Raw genomic sequence first — 20662 nt, forward strand, 5'->3', positions numbered from 1 at the left:
ACTATTCTCTGTGATGACTACTGCGCTGACTTTTGTGCCGTCATTTTTCGCAGCTCTTTGACTTCTGGATCTTCGTTGGTTGCGCCTTTGAATAGACGCTCGTAGTTGTTCCAGATAATTCGAATCATCATTAGGGAAAACGCGATAGGTAAAATCATGTAGAAATACTTCATCGGGATGCCTGTGGTTTGAGATTTCCAAAACAGGTTCATTTTGTTAAACACGAAGTCGTAACTGAGGTAAACAAAGTAACCGTTGAAGCAGAGCCATAAGAAGTCAGCGATGGTTTCGCTAACGGTTTGTACGATTGGCGGAAAGAATTTGAAGTGAAAGCTCACTCGGTTATGAGCCGACATCTTGGCCGCAACAACAGCCCCTAGATAGGCAAACCAAACGAACATGTAGGTCGCCACTTCATCACCCCAAGGGATAGAGTAATCAAAAAACTGACGAGTAATAATTTGTGTAAACAGCAATAGGACAAAGCTTGCAAGCAACAAACAACAGGTATATTCCTCAATGTTGTTCAGGTGTTTTTTTATTGTTTTAGCGACTGACATATAACCTCCAATGTTGATTTTTACATGACAACCAGTCGCTCACGGTCCTAAAAGATCAGGTACAGAACAGATCAACGAGTACAGCCATGTAAATGCCCTATCTCACTGTTCTACCGCTAGGTGATTAAGTAGCGGAGAACAGCAGATAGGGCGAATCTAATCGTTACTTTCTACCTAGTAACTCAAGAACGTCGTCTAGCTTGTCTTTGCCCCCAATACTTGAGTAGAACTTAGGCCAAACTGACTTAGTCACTTTGTTGATCCACTCTTGCTCGTTGTCTGCTGGGTCTGTGAATACCATGCCTTTCGCTTGTAGCTCTTCGCGAATCTTGTTTTCCGTATTTTCTAGATAAGCAAAGCTGTGCTCTGTTGCTTCCTGACCCGCTTCAAGAATGATTTTTTGCATTTCAGGTGTCTGTTGTTGGAAGACCGTTTCACTCACGATTAGAGGTTCTAGAGAGAAAATGTAGCGAATGTTGGTCACGTACTTTTGTACTTCGTTGAACTTCATCGCGTGAACTGTGATGTAAGGGTTATCTTGTCCGTCTACCACGCCTTGTTGCAAACCAGTGAAAGTCTCAGACCATGCCATAGGCGTTGGGTTTACACCCCATGCTTGGTAAGACGCGATCATGATTTCGTTACGAGGTACACGAATCACGAGCCCTTTCAAATCTTCTGGTGAAGCTACGGGCTTTTTCGAGTTAGTCAAAACCCTAAAGCCTGAATAAGCCCAACCGACAATACGGACACCAGCATCACGAATCGTGTTATCGACTAAGTCCTGACCTACTTGCCCTTGAGTCAGTAGTACCGCTTCTTCTGCGCTTTGAATCACGTAGGGCATGGTCAATAGACCAACAGTTGGAGAGAAAGGCGTCACGTTGTTAATCGCCAGTACAGAGAAGTCGAGAAGACCTATTGCAGCATCGTTTACGGTGTCTTGCTCATTGCCTAATTGGCCGTTCGGAAACAGATCGATTTTCACTTTACCGTCTGTTTTTTGCTCCATCAGTTCCGAGAATGAAGTCGCTAATTCCCACTGCGTACCACCAGCAGCATCGCCGATAGCCATTTTAAAATTCGCTGCTGCCGCGGTATGAGATAGCACCGCTGTTGCTACAATGGTGACACCAGCAATAATTTTATTTTTAATCAATTTCATAGTCTTAACCTTTCCTATCGTACAGACTTCCTGCCTGTACTTTGCTCACAAGGTGACCTGGTACAACTTTCCTGGTCGTAGTTCTATTTCCCTATTTTGGAAACAATGTTCGGGTAGTTACAGCCTTTCATCCTTTAACGAATACCACTGATAAAGGAACCGCTGCCCCATTCTTCGAAACGGTGCAAACATCTCTGATTCCACCACTTCCCTCACGTTGGGGAACGGAAGTTTTGATTCAAATATTGGTAGGTCGAGCTTGTGACCTTCACCTGCTATCCATTGAGCAAGGCGTTTACCTGCTTGAGCGGAATACATCACGCCATTGCCGCCATAACCCAATGCGTAGAAAATCGATTGCTTTGGATTCGGCTGATAGATTCTCGGCATCATGTCGTGGCTAACATCCACCCAGCCCCACCATGAATAATCGATTTTTATCTGATCGAGAGACGGGAATTTTCGGGTTAAATCCGCTCTCAGCATGTCTTCATATTTCTTGTCAGGTGCGTTCTTGCCACTGATGGCACTACGTGTACCAATCTGTACTCGGTTATCCGGTAACAAACGGTAGTAGTGGCGCAGAATTCGAGTATCAGTAATCACTTGATTGGTTTTGAAGTTACACGCAGCGATCTCGTCTTGAGTTAAAGGACGTGTCACCATCGAGTTAGAAAGCACTGGCAGAAGGCGATTCTTAAGCTCGGAATGCAAACCTTGGCTGGTATACCCACCCGTACAAACACCGACAGAACGCGCCTTCACCACACCACCTGGCGTTTTCAGGTAATGCACACCGCCACGAGTTTCCCAACCCATAACTGGGCTCGACGGGTGAACTTTCACACCGAGAGCTCGCGCCTTTCTTAGGTAACCAAACGCCAGTTTTCCTGCATGAATACCAATCCCTTCGGGTTCATGCATCGCGCCTGCCGCTTCTTGGTCACCAACGTAATCACGCTTTACGGTTTCCGCATCTAAGATCTGCGCATCGTAATCGAACGTGTCACGCAGCAACTTGGCTTCTTTCTCGAGTGTTGACATCACTTTTGGACGATGAGCCACATATAAGTGGCCGCCCGGTTGTGGGTCACAATCGATGTCTTTGATCAGTGACTTGAACGTTTCCATGCCATCCACACACTCGCGGTGCATTTTTAGCGCGGTTTCTAGGCCCCAGCGTTCAATCCACTGAGAACGCTTCAAACGCCCAGAAGCACACTGTGCTTGGCCACCATTTCGGGTACTGCAGCCCCAACTCATACGGTTAGCTTCAATCACAGTCGCTTTAATGCCGTACATTTCAGCAAGGTGTATCGCGGTACTCAGGCCTGTGTAGCCTGAACCGATAATAGCCACATCGACATCCATGTCTGACGTGATTGGGCCATCATCTTCAGGTGGTGCGCCTGCCGTATCTACCCAGTACGTTGGTGCGTATTCCTTACCGTGACCTGGGCTCTTGTCTTTAAGTGGATCGTATTTTGGATCGTATTTATCTCTTGCTTGGGTACTTTCTTTTGCTTGGGTGCTTTTCACCTTTGGCGGCACATCGGCTGCCGGTTGTTCCATTACTAAACTCATAATTCGACTCTCCTAGTCATAACACGTGAACGGGTTGTGGTTTCGTGTCTAGCTCTTGGGAGTATTGTTGGGAGTCAAAAGAGGTCGTGTTTTACGGAAGGCATTTTTTACGCTGATTTTTCCATCTTTCAGGGTAAACACGTCGACCATGCGAGCTTCGATGATGCTGCCATCAGGATTAGTCGCAGAGAACGTCGATTCACTCACCGCGCGGTCACCACACACAAAATGGACAGGATCGCTCCAAGCTGCATCTGGAAAGTTCTGCCAAACCAATTCAAAGCTATTGCGAACGGCTTCGTACCCTTCAATAGTATTTCCAAGCAAGCCTTCACCTGCCACGGTGTGGAAGACACAGTCTTCAGTCACAAACGACATCAGTGCTTCGATGTCGTGGTTATTCCACGCATCACTGAAAGACTGTAAAAAGGCGGTGTCGACTTGGTTTTCCAGCACGAATGTCGCTGCATTGGTTTGCATATTCATATTCCAGAATCCTTTATGTTTTCGTTATTGGTTTAAATTTCAGTGGCTTTGCGCCACTTTTTTATTAGATTGTTTAAACTAGATCTGTGGAAATTTAACAACTTGATAACAAGCTTCGTCACTCTAACTTCGAGTTACTTTGTAAACAATCTCTAAGCTCACAGATTTCATCTTTTTATAAACTAATTAGTGTTCTAATTTTATTTACCTGAAAACTAACTACGTTAAGTCTAAAACTAATTTAATATAGATATTAGCCTTTAGTCGAAGTCAAAATCTTGATGATACTTTCGGCCATACTGCTCAAGTTTACGGTTATGGGTATTCACTTGTAATTCAATATTACCCTCACCTTTATTAATAACTTGATTGTTATCTACATGGGCTTCATTTTTTATATCAGTTAGCGTCTCTTCGATATAATCAGTCGGTTCATTTAAAACATTCATGGGTATTAACTCCTTTATCAGGTTTACTTTTGCTGATGGAAGAATATGAACGGACACTAGACCGTTTGAATATTCTTTCTCATCGTACAAAGGTTGAATGGCATCATTACTGCCGTCCTTAAATGGATGAATGGAATACCACTTATCCGCTCGTTGCTCCTGCTTATCGCAGTCCGCCACTTTAAAGATCTGAGTTCTTTCAAGTTCATAGGGTGAGTTAAAAACACTAACCCTATGATAATTATCCGCTTTAATAATATTAATGCAGTCTTTACTTTGGCTATGACACACAGACCATAACGCATTAATCAGGCTATCGGTCCATTCAAGCAAGCGGGTTGGAAACCCCTGCTTCTTGGCTAAACACATCAGTAACCAATCGTTTATCTCGTGTGAACTCAGTGAATGCCCACCGTAAACTCTCACAGTTGAGAGCAACTCTTGTTCGACACAGCGAATGTTTTTACGATTTGACCGGCCTAAACTTGGCATCAGATTACTGTTTTCATAATCACACACGTTATAAATCAAACCACGTTCTCCACGACACCTCGAGATAAGTGAATCGATTATTTCATACAGCTCTTCGAGTGAGCTTATATAACGTTTATTGTTCACAGTATGCATGTAATAGATCGCTTAATTTAAAATCCTGACAATTAAAAGTTTAATTATCAGGATTAATCAGTATCGTTACGAATTATTCTGAAAAATGATAACAGCTATATATCCTCATCAATAACTAACAGTTATAAAACCATTAACTAAAGAGAAACTATATAAGGGTCGATTAATAAAGAACGACAAAGTTTATATAACTAAAACCACTTATATGTACAACGGTCATTTAATTCGTGTTCTAACGTTTGACTAAGATTTATTGAAATACGGGTTGGCGGTCTTCACTTAAGTACATTGCCAATCCCCGTTCGTATTGCCCGATCACATTCTCGATTGCACTTCCTCTAACACTCTCGAAAATACCGTGGCCGGGCAAACTTCCTATGCCTTATACGTAATCTTTGTATTTATCTAGGAAACGAACCGGTGTTGATAGTGCATCTCGGCGGAACGGGTCGCCCAATTCCTGAGTACACATAATTTCAATAATGGTTGTTTTGCCTTCGTTCATTTGCATGTCGATGGCTTTTTGTAAGGTTGGTCCTACATCTTCTAGCTTATCAACCGTGATACCTTCGGCGCCCATTGCTCGTGCTATTTCCGCAAAGCTCTGGTTATCCAATTCACCAGCAACAAAGCGTCGGTTGTAGAAGTCGACTTGGTTCTTCTTCTCTGCACCCCATTGACGGTTGTGGAATACCACGGCTGTCACAGGAATGTTATGACGAACACATGTCATGGTCTCCATCAAGCTCATGCCCCACGCACCGTCGCCTGCGTATGAAATGGCTGGACGATGAGGTGCCGCGGCTTTCGCACCAATGATGGTAGGGAAGGCGTAACCACAGTTACCAAAACTCATTGCAGCAAAGAAGCTGCGTGGTTTTTCAAAACGTAAGTAGCTGTTTGCAACCGAGTTGATGTTACCGATATCCGTTGAGACCATTACATCTTCAGGCATCGCTTTTTCTAGTTCACGAAGTACTTGGCGTGGGTGAAGATATTCACCACCAGAGAACGGAGTCTCATGTGAGTTTTCTTCAATCATGTCCAAGCTGAACGAGTCACGTTCGTGCGTCCACTCATCAAGCTCTTTTTCCCACAGCGCTTTTTCTGTTGCGACTGTGTCTTGGCGAGCACCTTTGTTGTCATCACACAACAATGCACGACCTTCTAGTCTTTCAGCTAATGCCACCGCCGCTGCTTTTGCATCACCACAAATACCAACAGAGATCTTCTTAACGAGGCCAAGCATCTTGTTGTCTGCATCGATCTGAATGATTTTCGCGTCTTTCGGCCAGTAGTCCATACCATGTTGAGGCAAGGTACCGAATGGACCAAGACGTGTACCCAAGGCAATAACCACATCCGCTTGAGCCATCAACTTCATTGCGGCTTTCGAACCTTGGTAGCCTAAAGGACCACACCATAATGGGTGACTAGCAGGGAAAGAGTCATTGTGTAGGTAGCTGTTTACTACGGGTGCGCCTAGTCGTTCTGCCAGTGCCGCACACTCTTGAACTGCGTCAGCCATTACCACGCCGCCACCAGAAATGATGACTGGGAATTTCGCTTCAGCAATCAGGTCTGCCGCTTCATTCAGAGACTTCTCGCCGCCCGGGCCACGGTCTAAACGCGCTGGTTTAGGGATCTCGGTTTGAGTTTCACCATAGAAATAGTCACGTGGAATATTCAGCTGAGTCGGCCCCATTTCGCTCATTGCGCGGTCAAAACATCGACCTGTGTATTCCGCCATACGGTCTGGGTGCGTTACGTGTCCTTGATACTTAGTAAACTCTTGGAACATTGGAAGTTGGTTACACTCTTGGAAACCACCTAAGCCCATTGTTTTTGTGCCAGTCTCTGGCGTCACAATCACGACCGGGCTGTGTGCCCAGAATGCCGCTGCAATCGCAGTTACACAGTTACTAATACCTGGGCCATTCTGCCCGATAACCACACCATGGCGACCAGATACACGAGAGTAACCATCTGCCATGTGAGCAGCACCTTGCTCGTGTACCACTGGGACCAATCGAATGCCAGCAGGAGCAAAGATATCCATTGCGTCCATAAATGCTGACCCCATGATGCCGAACATGTCGGTAACATCATTAGCAACCATAGTTTCAACGAACGCTTCTGATGGTGTCATTGTTACTGTGCCGGAAACAACCGTACGTTTTTCTTGCTCACTCATTCTTCCATTCTCCTTGAGTTAACCAAAATTTCATTTTTCGGAATGAATTGTCTCTTTTTCGAATTCATTTTCACCTTAGTAGTAGATTTTTTGCGCGTCAACTTTTTATATTAAATTGGAACAATTCATTCTAATTAATAAAACTGGATCACATTATTGATAGTTTTTCGTACAAAAAGTGCCGTTAACTTAGAGTGAGCTGTTAATAATCGATGACATATCGCCCATCGCGGCAGTCATGGAAGCTATTAAGAGGGAAGAAAAATGAATGATGCGGAATTGATACCAACACAACCAATAAGTGTGAGAGAGTGTTTTGGCATCGACAGCAACCTAACCGTATTGGCGTTTGAACATGCGGGAGAGTATGTACCGAAGATCGATCCTAACTACTGTTTTGATCCTGAAGTCACGCTAGCGATATTGGCGGGTTTCACCTCTAATCGCCGCACGTTGATACAAGGCACACACGGAACTGGCAAGTCTTCTCATATAGAGCAAGTGGCAGCACGATTAAATTGGCCATGCTTGAGGATCAACCTAGATGGACACTTAAGCCGATTGGATTTCATTGGCAAAGATTGCATCGTCATTAAAGATGGAATGCAGGTAACGGAGTTTAAGGAAGGCATTCTTCCACAAAGCATTCAGCAACCCATCGCATTAGTATTGGACGAATACGATGCGGGTCGCCCTGACGTGATGTTTGTGATTCAACAGCTGTTGGAGCAAGACGGCAAATACACTTCTTTAGAACAAAACCGAGTGATCACGCCTCACCCTTCTTTCCGCCTGTTTGCTACTTGTAACACGCTAGGTTTGGGCAATTTCTCGGGGTTGTATTCGGGCACTCAAATGCTTAACCATAGTCAGTTAGATCGTTGGAACATCATTGCTACGCTCAACTATTTAGACCCACAACATGAAACCAAGATCGTGTTATCCAAGCGCCCAGAGCTGAACAATGAAAGTGGTCAGCAGTTAGTAGAGAAAATGATCGCAACCGCTGGTTTAACTCGAAATGGCTTTAGAGCAGGCGATCTGTCGACAGTAATGTCCCCAAGAACCGTGATCACATGGGCTGAGAATATTAGAATATTCAACAATGTAGCCACGGCATTTAGGCTTTCATTCCTAAACCGTTGTGAAGATGAAGAGAAAGAGTTGGTAAGCGAATATTACTTCCGCTGCTTTGGTGAGGCCCTAGAGACGCCTACTCAGAGTTATGCGCAGTCGGAGTCTTAATCGATGGCTAATATTTCCTCCCAACAGAAAAAGATCCTCGATATTGGCGTGTCGGTTGCCAGAGCTATCAGCGGTGAGTTGAACCTGAATTACCGAGGAGAGCGCCTCTATAAAGGTAGTCGTCCTTGTTATCACTTATCGGCACACACCAACGATCTCACCTTTGTTTCTCGCCATGATTTAACAAACAGCAAGCTCTCAATGCAAGGCAAGATCGATTCATCGGCACTGAGACTATTGTTGTCAGATACTGATCTTCACTATTCATTACGACCAAAAAACGAAGTCGAACGTCTGTTATATGATTTCTGCGAACAAGTACGAATCGAATCGCAAGTTCCGCTTTATCTAAAAGGCGTGATTAAGAGCATTCAGTTCAACTTTGCGTATTGGAGCGATCAATATCATCAGAATGGCTTTACCGAATCACGAATCGGCATGTTGCTGTTCACGCTGATGCAGGTCATCCATACTCGGTTAACCGGTGTTCCCGTTTCTGAACCGATTGCCGAAACCATTGAATCAACTCGTGCGGGCATCGTGCCTATTTTCGGAAGCAGTCTGAAGCGCTTGAAGGAACATCGAGCAAACCAACAGCAGTTTGCTCACTGCGCCAATGAACTGGCCTTTTTAGCGCAAGAGCTCATCAACCAAGAGCAAGAGAGTAATAGCTCAACCACGCCAACGGTTGAAGAAGACATCAAGATCCTCGCGCAGCTTGCCCTTATCGTTGATGGCGACATTCAAGATGAAGACGTCGATACCGATATCACGGGTAGTAGTAAGGTGTTTGAACTGTCGGGCGCCAATTATCAGGTCTTTAATTCAGAATTTGACCAAGTGGTTGCCGCAGATAAACTCGTCAGGCGCGCCCTGTTACTCGAGCTTAGGCAAAAGCTCACCGATGACATTATGGCGAGACAAGTGAACACCCGCCGTTTAGCCGCTATGCTCACCAGCTTTGTTGCGACGCCCCAAAGGAATCGACGTCAGGATCATTTGGAAGAAGGCATCGTCAACGCCACCACTATCACCAAACTCATCACATCACCGTTGGATCGTGCTGTCTTCTATCAACCTGACATTGGCGCATCTCATCAATGTGCCATCACATTTCTAATGGACTGCTCAGGCTCAATGCAAAAACACAGTCACAAGCTCAGTCTACTGATGGATACGATTCTCAAATCCGTCGGGCTAGCCAACATCCCTTTCGAGATTATCGGCTTCACCACCAACAACTGGAATGGTGGCAAGGTTTATCGACAGTGGCTCAAGCAAGGTCAACCGGAACACCCAGGCCGTTTAAACGAGGTTCGACACATAGTGTTTAAGGATTTTGATACCCATTGGAGACGGTCTCGCCTTGGCATTGCGAGTCTTCGTAAAGCAGACATCTTTAAAGAAGGGATTGATGGCGAAGCGGTGCAGTTCGCTAGTCAGCGCTTGCAACAGCACACTGCACAAAGAAAGGTTTTAATCGTGTTCTCAGACGGCTGCCCGATGGATACCGCCACCAGCACCGCCAACGATCAGTTCTATTTGGACAACCATCTCAAACAAGTGATTGAGCGCGAGTCGATCAAAAACAATATCGAAATTCATGGCGTGGGAATGGGCGTCGATTTGAGTCCGTATTACCGGAACAACATTACCTTGGACGTACAAGAAAGTTGCTTGTTCGGGCTATGTAGGAACATCTTTGAGATGCTAAAGCGTGTTTAAACAGGGAAGCTTAGGCTAGCGAATCACTAGCCTCCTTTGTCGAAAATGGTTTAGGAAGAGCCAAGCAACGACCATGCAGAAACAGCCATCAAATACCCACCAATCAACATCAACACTATAAATACCAACTTTCTGAGTTGGTCATTCGACAACGGCGGTGGAAAACGTCGAGCAAACATGGTGACAAGCGCCACCAGAGGAACAGCAATAGCGGATAACCACAATATACTCTGTTCCATATCACCCGCCGCATAGACATTGACCGTACGGGACATAGACGTACAAGCGAAAACCATCAGCAGTGTGCTTCGCACCAAATCGAGCGTAAAAGGTTGCCGATAGAGATGATAAACAATCGGTGGACCTGCCATCCCAAATAACCCACCCGCTAACCCAGAGCTAAATCCTGAGGCAAGGAAAGATACGGTTGCCGAACGGACCGTTCTGGTTTTAGGTTTAAACATAAAGCTCAAGCCTGCGAACAACACCATGGCACCCAATAACCCTCTTAGGATTTGGGTTGCAGACTCGCTCAACTCATCCAGTAAGTACACGCCCATCGATACACCGGGAATAATACCGATGACTAACACCACCAGAATCTTGAGGTCCCCAAGCAGTGGCTTACCCATCAACGCAACCAAGCAATTGAACAAGGTCACAATACTGACCACCGCGGCAATAACTGGCAGCGATACCAAATTAAGGCTGACCGTTAACCCAATCACAATGATACCGAGACCAAATCCAGTGACAGTTTGGAAATAGGTACCTACCGCAATCGTGGCAAGAATGGCGAGTAAAACAGGTAACTCCATTAGCTATCCTAATTAGGTTATTGGGGGTAAATATGAGTGCAAGATTCAGCATTAGTTTAAGCAACGAGTGTTAATACCGGAATTCAAACTCCGACTCTTCTCTTTCTTCAACATCAGCCTTAGAGTCAGACGCTTTCCCTTGCTGCGCTTGTACCGCGGTAACGGCAATGACATTAAAGATATCTTCGGCACTACAGCCTCTGGACAAGTCATTCGCTGGTTGATTTAACCCTTGCAGCAACGGGCCAATAGCAACCGCGCCACCTAACCTTTCTGCTAGCTTATAGCCTATATTCCCCGCTTCTAAATTGGGGAAGATCAATACGTTAGATTGGCCTTTCACTTCTGAATCGGGCAGCTTTTTCTCGGCTATTTCAGTGACAATCGCGGCATCAAGTTGAACGTCCTGATCGACAGCGATTCCGGGACAACGTTGTTTCACTAACTGAGCGGCATTACGAACCTTATCGACTGATTCGTGTTTGGCACTGCCGTTGGTCGAAAACGACAGCATTGCGACTTTAGGTTCTTCCATCAGCAGCGTTTGAGCACTGTTTGATGCAGCCATGGCAATCGACGCCAGCTCCGTTTCATTGGGGTTAATCACCAAACCACAATCGCTGAAAATCATGCCGCCTTTAAGATTATGGAAAGGCTCGCACAACATCATTAAAAAGAAGCTCGATACCAATTCGCTGTCTGGTGCTGGGCCGATGATCTGCAGCGCAGCTCTCACCACATCAGACGTGGTATAAACCGCGCCATTGACCGTGCCGTCAACCAGCCCTTCTCTGACCATCAAATTGGCAAAAACAAGTGGATCTTGAACCAGCTCTAGGGCGTCATCATAGGTCATGCCTTTAGCTTTTCTCAATGTATACAGCCGCTCAGCGAGCACCTCTTTGAGTGGCGACGCTTGTGGAGAAACAATATGAATGCCAGCGAGGTTAATATGGTGAAGTTCTGCAGCAGCGATGATCGCCGATTCATCGCCCACAAGTGTGATGTGAGCGAGCTGTTTGTCGATCGCCATTCTTGCAGCAGCTAGCACTCGCGCGTCCTCCGCTTCGCTCAAAACAACACGCTTACGATCTAAATGAGCTTTATCAATAATCCGTTCAATCGCCTTCATCTTTAAATTCCATTTATTGAGATTAATTGTTCCATAATTTATATTTATATTATTGAAATAATAAAAAAGGTCAAATTTTATTCAGATAATTGAAGAATATTGATTTGGTATGTACACTCTTACACATAGACATATCGCAAGGATGAATCACTTTATGCAAACAGAAACACCACAAGTTCAAGGAGATACACCGACCCTCCGACTTTTTGCACTATTAGAGGTGATAGCCCAAAAAGACGAGTTTATTTCTCTGCAAGGTTTAGTCGAAGAGACCGGATTACCAAAGCCTACGCTGCACCGAATGCTTCAGCAGTTAGAAGCCGCAGGCATCATTCAAAGAGACGGTGACGAAAAGCACTACAGCTCAGGTATTCGACTCCGAAAGCTTGCCGAAAACCTACTATTGAATAGCACCATGCACAGCGCCCGACGCACCATCCTTGAAAGCCTAAGAGCAGAAGTCGGTGAGAGTTGTAACCTGACGGCTCTTTCAAGTGGTGAAATCATCTATCTCGATCGTGCCGAAACTGAAGCTCCCCTCCGCTTTCATCTGCAACCCGGCTCTCGTGTTCCTGTTCACTGCTCTGCGACAGGTAAACTGTTTTTGGCTCACATGTCGAAATCACAGCGCAGAAGACTGATTGAAAACGTGCCACTGACTCAGTACACAGTCAAAACCATCACCGACTACTCTGTGTTAGAGCAAGACATCGAAGAAGCAAAAATCCAAGGTTTTGCTATTGATGATGAAGAGTTTTTGCCGGGCTTAGTCTGTATCGCTGTGCTGATCCCGTCCCCGACAGGTCAATCAAACTTAGGTCTAGCGATACAAGCACCTGTGATTCGAGTGAAACCGGATGAAGCAATAAAATTCTTGCCCGCACTTCAAAAAGCAGCAAAAGCGCTAGCGAAGATCGAAGCTGATAATTGGAGTCAGCAGTAAGCACTTTCTTAGAGAATTTCGAAGTCCATGACTTAGCTGATCATGGATTTCGAAAGCCCTACTTTGGTAAACAATGCTTGCGCAAACAAGGGCTTCAAAACTATCGAATTAAACACCACAATCTGCGACTAATGAACATTTGGTCGAAGTGTTCTGAACACTCACCAACCCGCACATCAGCAACACGTCTAAAGTAATCACGACAAAGGAATCACGATGCTAAACATTGATAACCAGCACTTACTCTCTTTTATGGTGACAGAAGCGAACAACGCAGTTGCAGTCACAAACCCAGCAACGGGTGAACTCATCGGGCACGCACCGATATCATCAGAAACAGAGTTAGCGAGCGCGATTGAACGAGCTCATGTAGCGCAGAAAGAGTGGGCAAAAATTCCTGCTAAATCTCGTGCTGCACTACTTCATCGTTGGCACCAGCTGATCCTCGAAAACAAAGATGACCTTGCTCGAGTCATGACAATGGAACAGGGCAAACCGTTAGCCGAGGCGATAGGCGAAGTCGTGTATGGCGCAAGCTTTATTGAGTGGTTTGCAGAAGAAGCAAAACGCACTTATGGTGATTCCATTCCTAGCACGGTTGCAGGCAAACGCTTGGTGACCATCAAGCAACCGATCGGCGTAGCGTGTGCGATTACGCCATGGAACTTCCCGATTGCAATGATCACTCGTAAAGCGGCTCCTGCCTTAGCTGCCGGTTGTAGCTTTGTCGTGAAACCTTCGGATGAGACACCACTTTCTGCGTTTGCTGTGGTTGAATTGGCTTATCAAGCGGGTATCCCTAAAGATCTGCTCCAAGTAGTGCTTGGTGAAAGCCCAGAGCAAGTGGGCAACCTATTCACTTCGCATCCGCTTATCAAAAAAATCTCTTTCACTGGCTCTACTCGAGTGGGCAGTATTTTGATGGCTCAAGCGGCAAAAGGCATCAAGCGCACCTCTATGGAGCTCGGCGGCAATGCACCTTTTATTGTGTTTGACGATGCCGACATCGATGCGGCCGTGCAAGGCGCAATGGCCTCGAAGTTCCGTAATGCAGGTCAAACTTGTGTCTGTGCAAACCGATTCTACGTTCACAGTAAAGTGTACGATGAGTTTGTGGCTAAATTCGATCAAGCAGTTCAGCAGCTTAAGATTGGTAACGGCTTAGATGAGGGTGTCACGATTGGACCTGTTGTCAGCCTTAATGCAAAGAACAACATCCAAGCATTAATAGACAGAGCAGTAGAACAAGGTGCAACACCTGTAACACCAACTCAAGAGCTTGATGGGCTATTCCTTCAGCCTGTCATTCTTAAAGATGTCAAACACAGCATGGACATTGTTCAGCAAGAGATCTTTGGCCCTGTCGCTCCTGTGATGCAATTCGACACTGACGAAGAGCTTATTGAAATGGCAAATGACACAATTTACGGTTTAGCATCTTACTTCTACAGTCAGAACATTCACCGTGTATGGAACATTGCAGAGACACTTGAATACGGGATGGTCGGCATAAATGATGGCCTAATCTCAACTGAGGTCGCACCTTTCGGAGGCGTTAAGCAATCAGGTATTGGCCGAGAAGGTGCGAAAGAAGGCATCGATGAGTACATGGACATTAAATACTTATGTTTTGGTAGTAACTAGGTTTCAGTAGCAATTAGGTTTCGCAAGTAATTAAATCTTAGTGAGCACTAACCTGGACCACTCTTCCCCTTCCCACCACAAAAATGAATCAAAAAAAAGCCGCGCTATAAAAGCGCGGCACCTTGGGCTCGGTTAAAGGGGGGTTCTTTTTTTTAGTATTTTACATTCTCTGTTTTTGTTATTCGGTTGCTTCGCTATTCCTGCGCTTTCAGTTTTATACGCATCGCGTGCAGCACTGGTTCGGTGTAACCACTAGGCTGAGCACACCCTTCGAATACCAACTGACACGCCGCTGAAAATGCAATGTTGTTCTCAAAGTCAGGCGCCATATTACGGTAACTCGGGTCGCCAGCGTTTTGCTCATCCACCACTGCGGCCATACGCTTCATGGTTTTCATTACCTGAGCTTCCTCGCAAATGCCGTGACGTAACCAGTTCGCGATGTGTTGGCTTGAAATACGCAGTGTCGCTCGGTCTTCCATCAAGCCGACATCGTTAATATCTGGTACCTTCGAACAACCAACGCCTTGGTCAATCCAACGAACCACATAACCCAAAATACCTTGGGTGTTGTTATCAAGTTCACTTTGAATATCTTGCGCGGTAAGCTTTTGATCGCCCAGTAGTGGGATAGTAAGAATATCATCGACATTGGCTCTCACTCGCTCACGAAGCTCTTTCTGACGGCTTGGTACACTCACCTTGTGATAGTGCAGCGCATGCAAAGTCGCGGCGGTTGGAGAAGGAACCCAAGCAGTATTGGCACCCGCTTGTGGATGACCGATTTTCGCGTCCATCATCTTCGCCATATTGTCTGGCTCTGGCCACATACCTTTACCAATCTGGGCTTTACCTTGCAGGCCACAAGCTAAGCCAAGATCAACGTTTTGATCTTCGTATGCGCCAATCCAAGTCATGGTTTTCAGCTGAGTTTTAGGTGCAAATGGTCCCGCTTCCATACTGGTGTGAATCTCATCGCCGGTACGGTCTAAGAAACCTGTGTTGATGAACACAACACGATCTTTAGCTGCACGAATACATTCTTTAAGGTTAACCGAAGTACGACGCTCTTCGTCCATGATGCCGACTTTGATCGTAAATCGGTCTAAGCCTAATGCATCTTCAATACGGCCAAACAACTCATTAGTAAAGGCGACTTCTTCAGGGCCATGCATCTTAGGTTTTACGATGTTGATACTGTTCGCAGTCGAGTTTTGGTACGCGCTGTTGCCTTTTAAATCATGCATCGCAATTAACGAAGTGATCATGCCATCCATAATGCCTTCAGGCACTTCATTACCTTCGGCATCAATAATCGCAGGGTTAGTCATCAAGTGGCCGACATTACGGATGAATAACATGCTGCGGCCTTTAAGTGAAATCTCACCACCCGTCACGCTGGTGTATTGGCGATCTGGGTTAAGGTTACGAACAATGGTTTTGCCGTTTTTCTCTAGTGATTCTTGTAGATCACCTTTCATCAAGCCTAACCAGTTAAGGTAAGCCAATGCTTTGTCTTCACCATCAACCGCAGCAACCGAGTCTTCGCAATCCATAATGGTTGTTAAAGCGGCTTCGACTAATACATCTTTAATACCCGCCACATCAACGCTACCAATCGGTGCGCTCGGGTCAATTTGAATCTCGATGTGTAGATTATTGTGTTTAAGAAGAATGCACGAAGGGGAACTTGCGTCACCTTGATAGCCAATGAACTGGTCGCTATCAATGAGAGTGACTTCTTCACCGTTATCCAGTGTCGCTATCAGCTTATTGCCGATGCTAGCGTTACTGATGCTGTATTTAGTCACGTCTTTATGGGAGACACCGTTTAGCGGTGCAGCATCATCAAGGAATTCACGAGCATAAGTCACTACTTTAGCGCCACGAGCAGGGTTAAAGCTTCCGCCCTTTTCCGCGCCATCACTTTCACTGATCACGTCCGTTCCGTAGAGCGCATCATATAGGCTTCCCCAACGCGCGTTGGCTGCGTTAAGTGCAAAGCGTGCGTTCATGATTGGAACCACAAGCTGCGGCCCTGCTTGTGTTGCGATCTCAGGTTCTACGCTTGCTGTCGTCACTTGAAAGTCATCGCCTTCAGGAACCAAATAACCGATCTGCTGTAAGAACTGTTTGTACTCCACAGGATCTAGCGTTTGCCCTGCACGCTCTTGGTGCCAGACGTCAATTTGATGTTGAAGATCTTCACGCTTGATAAGCAATGCGCGATTTTTTGGAGCCAAATCTTCAAGGATGGTTGCAAATGATTGCCAAAAGTCTTCAGCGACAATGCCTGTTCCAGGAATCACCTGCTCATTAATTAATTGGTAGAGGGTGCTATCAATGTTCAAGCTTCCCTGTTGAATACGACTGCTCATAAAATCTCTCTCAAACTAATTGATGGCTACTCAATAAATTTTCGTGACTAGCTCAAATTTACTTTACTGATTTAAACTTACTTAACGGACATGAATTTAGCTAATTTATGCCGGTTATATTGGATATTCATATAAAAAATACCCTACAAACTGTGTTATTCCGTCACTCCACTCTCGATTTCATTGGCGACACTTTTAATCAAACGACGCATCCACTGATGGTCTGGATTGGTTTGTAACAATGGACTCCACGCCATCTTCACCTCAAAGGGTTCAATCGCAAATGGCGCAGGCTTGATCAACAATCTAGGGTTATTGCGCTGCAGTTGAGCCGCTTTGGTAGGAATAGTCAGGATCAGGTTTTTCTGTTGAGCGAAGAGAATCGCCGACAAATAGTGTCGTGTAAACACCGTGATGTTACGGGTTTTACCGATGCGCATTAATGCCTCATCTATCCAACCAAGCTTTTGTGCTTCACTTGGGTTTATTCCCACTCCCGTTCCCATACCCGTCTTACTTACCCAAATATGTTGCGCCTTTAGATAAGACAAAATATCGAAATTGTCGGCTATCGGGTTATCACAACTAAATAGGCAAGAAAACCCGTCGTGCCAAAGGCTCATCTGGTGAAACGACTGAGGAATATCGTCAAATCGGTTGATAATTATATCAACGGTACCTTGCTCTACATCCTGATAACTCACGTCACTTGGCGTCATGATATCCAGTCGTATTTTCGGTGCGATCTCACTTAGCCTTTTCAGAAGAGGTTGAATAATGGTCGACTCTGCATAGTCACTCGCCATGATACGAAACACGCGTTCACTGTCTTCTGCATTAAACTCTGTGGTCGGCTGCAGTGTCTTCTCTACATTCGCCAAGATGTTTCGAATCAGTGGCTGCAACTTATGCGCGCGTTCAGTCGGTATCATCCCTTCACTTGTTCTTACTAATAGCGGGTCTTCAAACAGATCACGTAATCGGCGAAGGCCATTGCTCATGGCTGGCTGAGTAATACCCAATTGATTTGCCGCTCGTGTAACGTTTCTTTCACGTAGCAACATGTCTAAATACACAAGTAAATTAAGGTCTATACGAGCAATATTCATAAGAAAAATACCGAATATAATAACTATAAATTAACAAAATTATCACATACATGATTATTATTTGTCCATGGTTAGATTTAATCCAAATCAAATGACCTCGCCAAATTGGCCAACATGTCCACGTGAAACTAAGGAATAGTTATGTCGCAAATTACACAAGATATCGAAATGATTGAAGTTGCAAAAAGCGCTGCTGGTGCTCCATGGGATGCAATTAACCCTGAATCTGCTGCTCGTATGCGAGCTCAAAACAAATTCAAAACAGGTCTGGATATTGCGCAATACACGGCAGATATCATGCGTGCAGACATGGCGGCTTACGACGAAGACAGCTCTCAATACACTCAGTCTCTGGGTTGCTGGCATGGTTTCATCGGCCAACAAAAGCTGATTTCTATTAAGAAGCACTTTGATGGCAAGACTGACCGTCGTTACCTATACCTTTCTGGTTGGATGGTTGCTGCACTTCGCTCAGACTTTGGTCCACTTCCAGACCAATCTATGCATGAGAAAACCTCCGTTGCTGGCCTAGTAGAAGAGCTATACACCTTCCTACGCCAAGCCGATGCTCGTGAACTGGGTGGTTTATTCCGTGAGCTAGACGCTGCGCGTGAAGCGGGCGATGTGAACCTACAAGATCGTATCCAAGACAAAATCGACAACCACGTGACACACGTAGTACCAATCATTGCCGATATCGATGCTGGTTTCGGTAACGCAGAAGCGACTTACCTAATGGCTAAGCAGATGATTGAAGCGGGTGCTTGTTGTCTACAAATCGAAAACCAAGTAGCCGATGAAAAACAATGTGGTCACCAAGACGGCAAAGTAACGGTTCCACACGCTGACTTCCACGCGAAACTTCGTGCGCTTCGTTACGCTTTCCTTGAGCTAGGCATCGACAACGGCATCATCGTTGCTCGTACCGATTCACAAGGTGCTGGCCTAACAAAAGAAATCGCAGTAGTGAAAGAGCCGGGCGACCAAGGTGACATCTACAACTCATACCTAGATGTTGAAGAGATTGATGTTGCTGATATGGCTGAAGGCGACGTTTGCTTCAACCGTGACGGCAAGCTAGTTCGACCTAAGCGTCTACCTTCAGGCTTATACCAATTCCGCCAAGGTACTGGTGAAGACCGTTGTGTATTTGACTGTATCGAAGCAATCAACGCGGGTGCTGACCTACTTTGGATTGAGACTGAGAAGCCACACATCGGTCAAATCAAAGAGATGATGGACGGCGTACGTGAAGTTCACCCTAATGCGAAACTGGTTTACAACAACTCTCCATCATTCAACTGGACGCTAAACTTCCGTCAACAGGCTTACGATGCGATGGTAGCAGAAGGTAAAGATGTTTCAGCTTACGACCGTGCAAGCCTAATGAGCGCGGAATACGATGAAACTGAACTTTCTGCAAGCGCTGACGAGAAGATCCGTACATTCCAAGCAGACGCATCACGTGAAGCGGGTATTTTCCACCACTTGATTACTCTACCGACTTACCACACTGCTGCGCTGTCTACTGACAACCTAGCGAAAGAGTACTTCGGCGACCAAGGCATGTTGGGTTATGTTGCGAATGTTCAACGTAAAGAAATCCGCCAAGGCATCGCATGTGTTAAACACCAAAACATGTCTGGTTCAGACATGGGTGATGACCACAAAGAGTACTTTGCTGGTGAGAACGCACTAAAAGCTGCAGGTGAAGCGAATACATCGAACCAATTTGATTAATCGCTAGCACTTTGATTAGTCGCTAACGCTAAAGCCTCCCCCGTCCTTCTCTCTTACTTAGGTAAGATCCGGGGGAAGGCTTTGAGATAAAGCTTGTACTGCCAGCTTTATCTCAAAGCCTCAGATTTGTGTTCCACACCACGGTTAACCGAACAACTTCTGTTTAAGCTAACCACATTGTTATTTTTTGAGATTCTTATTTGTTGAGAGTGCCTATGACTTCAATACCTACACACCTACAAGATGCAAAAACACTGTTATCAGAGAATGGTTTCGCGACGGGTGATACTTGGTATCACGGCACATCTTCAGCTTTATTAGCTTCTATTCAAGGCCAAGGCCTAAAACGCTCTGGTGACAAAGCGCTCAACGAAGCCGCTTCAAAAACCATGGCGACCATCGGCAACAACTATACCGAATCGGTTGAGCCAGTATTTCTCACTCAGAGTAAAGAACTGGCGTATTACTGGGCTCAACAAACCGTTCGTGAGCGAGGCGTTCGATTCGAAGGTGAAGAACAACCTATCGTATTAGCGGTAGATCTATCGGAAAAGCAACGTGCTAAAGTAAGACCGGACGTAGGCGCAATGAGCCTATTGATGATGAGTGTGGGCGAGCAATTCATGTCTCATCTCACTGAAATTTATCAAGCCAACAACATTGCAGGCCCTGATATCGAGCTTCGCACTGCCGATCGCATGGACTACCTCAATAAACTTGGTATGGCCTACATTGACGAAGACATCAGCCGTGCTTGTGTTCAAGAGTTAGCTGAGCCCGAGCTGGCCGACTGAAATCGTTCAGTGAATCAGTCTTCTTAAAAACAAAAATGGCTCCCAATACGGAGCCATTTTTATTTACTA

The 20662-nt window shown here is 45.5% G+C and carries 16 protein-coding genes; 6 read left to right on the forward strand and 10 right to left on the reverse strand.

The window, feature by feature from the left end; genetic code table 11:
* Window positions 1-17: 17 nt before the first annotated feature.
* The 6 genes from MSG36_RS00430 to xsc form a co-directional block, all read right to left on the reverse strand.
* Window positions 18-560, reverse strand: coding sequence for a TRAP transporter small permease (locus MSG36_RS00430; RefSeq protein ID WP_017097758.1), 543 nt, complete (start codon window positions 558-560; stop codon window positions 18-20).
* A gap of 163 nt (window positions 561-723) precedes the next feature.
* Window positions 724-1725, reverse strand: a complete 1002-nt coding sequence (locus tag MSG36_RS00435) for a TRAP transporter substrate-binding protein (protein ID WP_048609745.1) — start codon at window positions 1723-1725, stop codon at window positions 724-726.
* 117 nt (window positions 1726-1842) lie between these two features.
* On the reverse strand, window positions 1843-3309 hold the full coding sequence (locus MSG36_RS00440; protein ID WP_248365764.1) for an FAD-binding oxidoreductase: 1467 nt from the start codon (window positions 3307-3309) through the stop codon (window positions 1843-1845).
* A 48-nt stretch (window positions 3310-3357) separates the two neighbouring features.
* The gene (locus tag MSG36_RS00445) at window positions 3358-3795 is read right to left on the reverse strand and encodes a nuclear transport factor 2 family protein (protein ID WP_048614701.1); all 438 of its coding nucleotides are present in this window, start codon (window positions 3793-3795) and stop codon (window positions 3358-3360) included.
* A gap of 260 nt (window positions 3796-4055) precedes the next feature.
* The gene (locus tag MSG36_RS00450; RefSeq protein WP_248365765.1) at window positions 4056-4871 is read right to left on the reverse strand and encodes an FRG domain-containing protein; all 816 of its coding nucleotides are present in this window, start codon (window positions 4869-4871) and stop codon (window positions 4056-4058) included.
* Between the two features lie 382 nt (window positions 4872-5253).
* The gene (gene xsc / locus MSG36_RS00455; protein WP_050643312.1) at window positions 5254-7065 is read right to left on the reverse strand and encodes a sulfoacetaldehyde acetyltransferase; all 1812 of its coding nucleotides are present in this window, start codon (window positions 7063-7065) and stop codon (window positions 5254-5256) included.
* A gap of 264 nt (window positions 7066-7329) precedes the next feature.
* Between xsc and MSG36_RS00460 the strand changes: the two genes are divergently transcribed.
* Together MSG36_RS00460 and MSG36_RS00465 are read left to right on the forward strand one after the other, a co-directional pair.
* A complete protein-coding gene (locus MSG36_RS00460) occupies window positions 7330-8310 on the forward strand; it encodes a MoxR family ATPase (protein ID WP_248365766.1) in 981 nt (326 codons plus the stop codon).
* A 3-nt stretch (window positions 8311-8313) separates the two neighbouring features.
* Entirely contained in the window at window positions 8314-10035 is a 1722-nt protein-coding gene (locus MSG36_RS00465) for a cobalamin biosynthesis protein CobT (RefSeq protein ID WP_248365767.1), read from the forward strand.
* Between the two features lie 50 nt (window positions 10036-10085).
* Here MSG36_RS00465 and MSG36_RS00470 read toward each other — a convergent pair whose 3' ends face one another.
* The gene (locus MSG36_RS00470; RefSeq protein ID WP_248365768.1) at window positions 10086-10853 is read right to left on the reverse strand and encodes a sulfite exporter TauE/SafE family protein; all 768 of its coding nucleotides are present in this window, start codon (window positions 10851-10853) and stop codon (window positions 10086-10088) included.
* 70 nt (window positions 10854-10923) lie between these two features.
* A complete protein-coding gene (pta, locus tag MSG36_RS00475) occupies window positions 10924-11985 on the reverse strand; it encodes a phosphate acetyltransferase (protein ID WP_248365769.1) in 1062 nt (353 codons plus the stop codon).
* Window positions 11986-12139: 154 nt separating this feature from the next.
* Here pta and MSG36_RS00480 point away from each other — a divergent pair, with 154 nt between their 5' ends.
* Window positions 12140-12928 carry an IclR family transcriptional regulator gene (locus tag MSG36_RS00480; RefSeq protein ID WP_248365770.1) on the forward strand — a complete coding sequence of 263 codons (789 nt, stop codon included), beginning with the start codon at window positions 12140-12142 and terminating at the stop codon, window positions 12926-12928.
* Between the two features lie 216 nt (window positions 12929-13144).
* Complete coding sequence (locus MSG36_RS00485; RefSeq protein WP_248365771.1) at window positions 13145-14572, forward strand: NAD-dependent succinate-semialdehyde dehydrogenase; 1428 nt, start codon at window positions 13145-13147, stop codon at window positions 14570-14572.
* Between the two features lie 194 nt (window positions 14573-14766).
* Here the strand turns inward: MSG36_RS00485 and MSG36_RS00490 are convergent, their stop codons facing one another.
* Both MSG36_RS00490 and MSG36_RS00495 read right to left on the reverse strand, forming a co-directional pair.
* Complete coding sequence (locus tag MSG36_RS00490; RefSeq protein ID WP_248365773.1) at window positions 14767-16950, reverse strand: malate synthase G; 2184 nt, start codon at window positions 16948-16950, stop codon at window positions 14767-14769.
* 155 nt (window positions 16951-17105) lie between these two features.
* Entirely contained in the window at window positions 17106-18059 is a 954-nt protein-coding gene (locus MSG36_RS00495) for a LysR family transcriptional regulator (RefSeq protein ID WP_012600244.1), read from the reverse strand.
* A gap of 141 nt (window positions 18060-18200) precedes the next feature.
* Here MSG36_RS00495 and MSG36_RS00500 point away from each other — a divergent pair, with 141 nt between their 5' ends.
* Together MSG36_RS00500 and MSG36_RS00505 are read left to right on the forward strand one after the other, a co-directional pair.
* Window positions 18201-19799 carry an isocitrate lyase gene (locus tag MSG36_RS00500; RefSeq protein WP_012600243.1) on the forward strand — a complete coding sequence of 533 codons (1599 nt, stop codon included), beginning with the start codon at window positions 18201-18203 and terminating at the stop codon, window positions 19797-19799.
* Between the two features lie 215 nt (window positions 19800-20014).
* Window positions 20015-20593 (forward strand): hypothetical protein, encoded by a 579-nt coding sequence (locus tag MSG36_RS00505; protein WP_248365775.1) that lies wholly within the window; start codon window positions 20015-20017, stop codon window positions 20591-20593.
* The last annotated feature ends 69 nt before the right edge of the window (window positions 20594-20662 follow it).

Origin of the sequence: Vibrio sp. 1CM8B, assembly GCF_023161685.1 — a bacterium.
Classification (GTDB): domain Bacteria; phylum Pseudomonadota; class Gammaproteobacteria; order Enterobacterales; family Vibrionaceae; genus Vibrio; species Vibrio coralliirubri.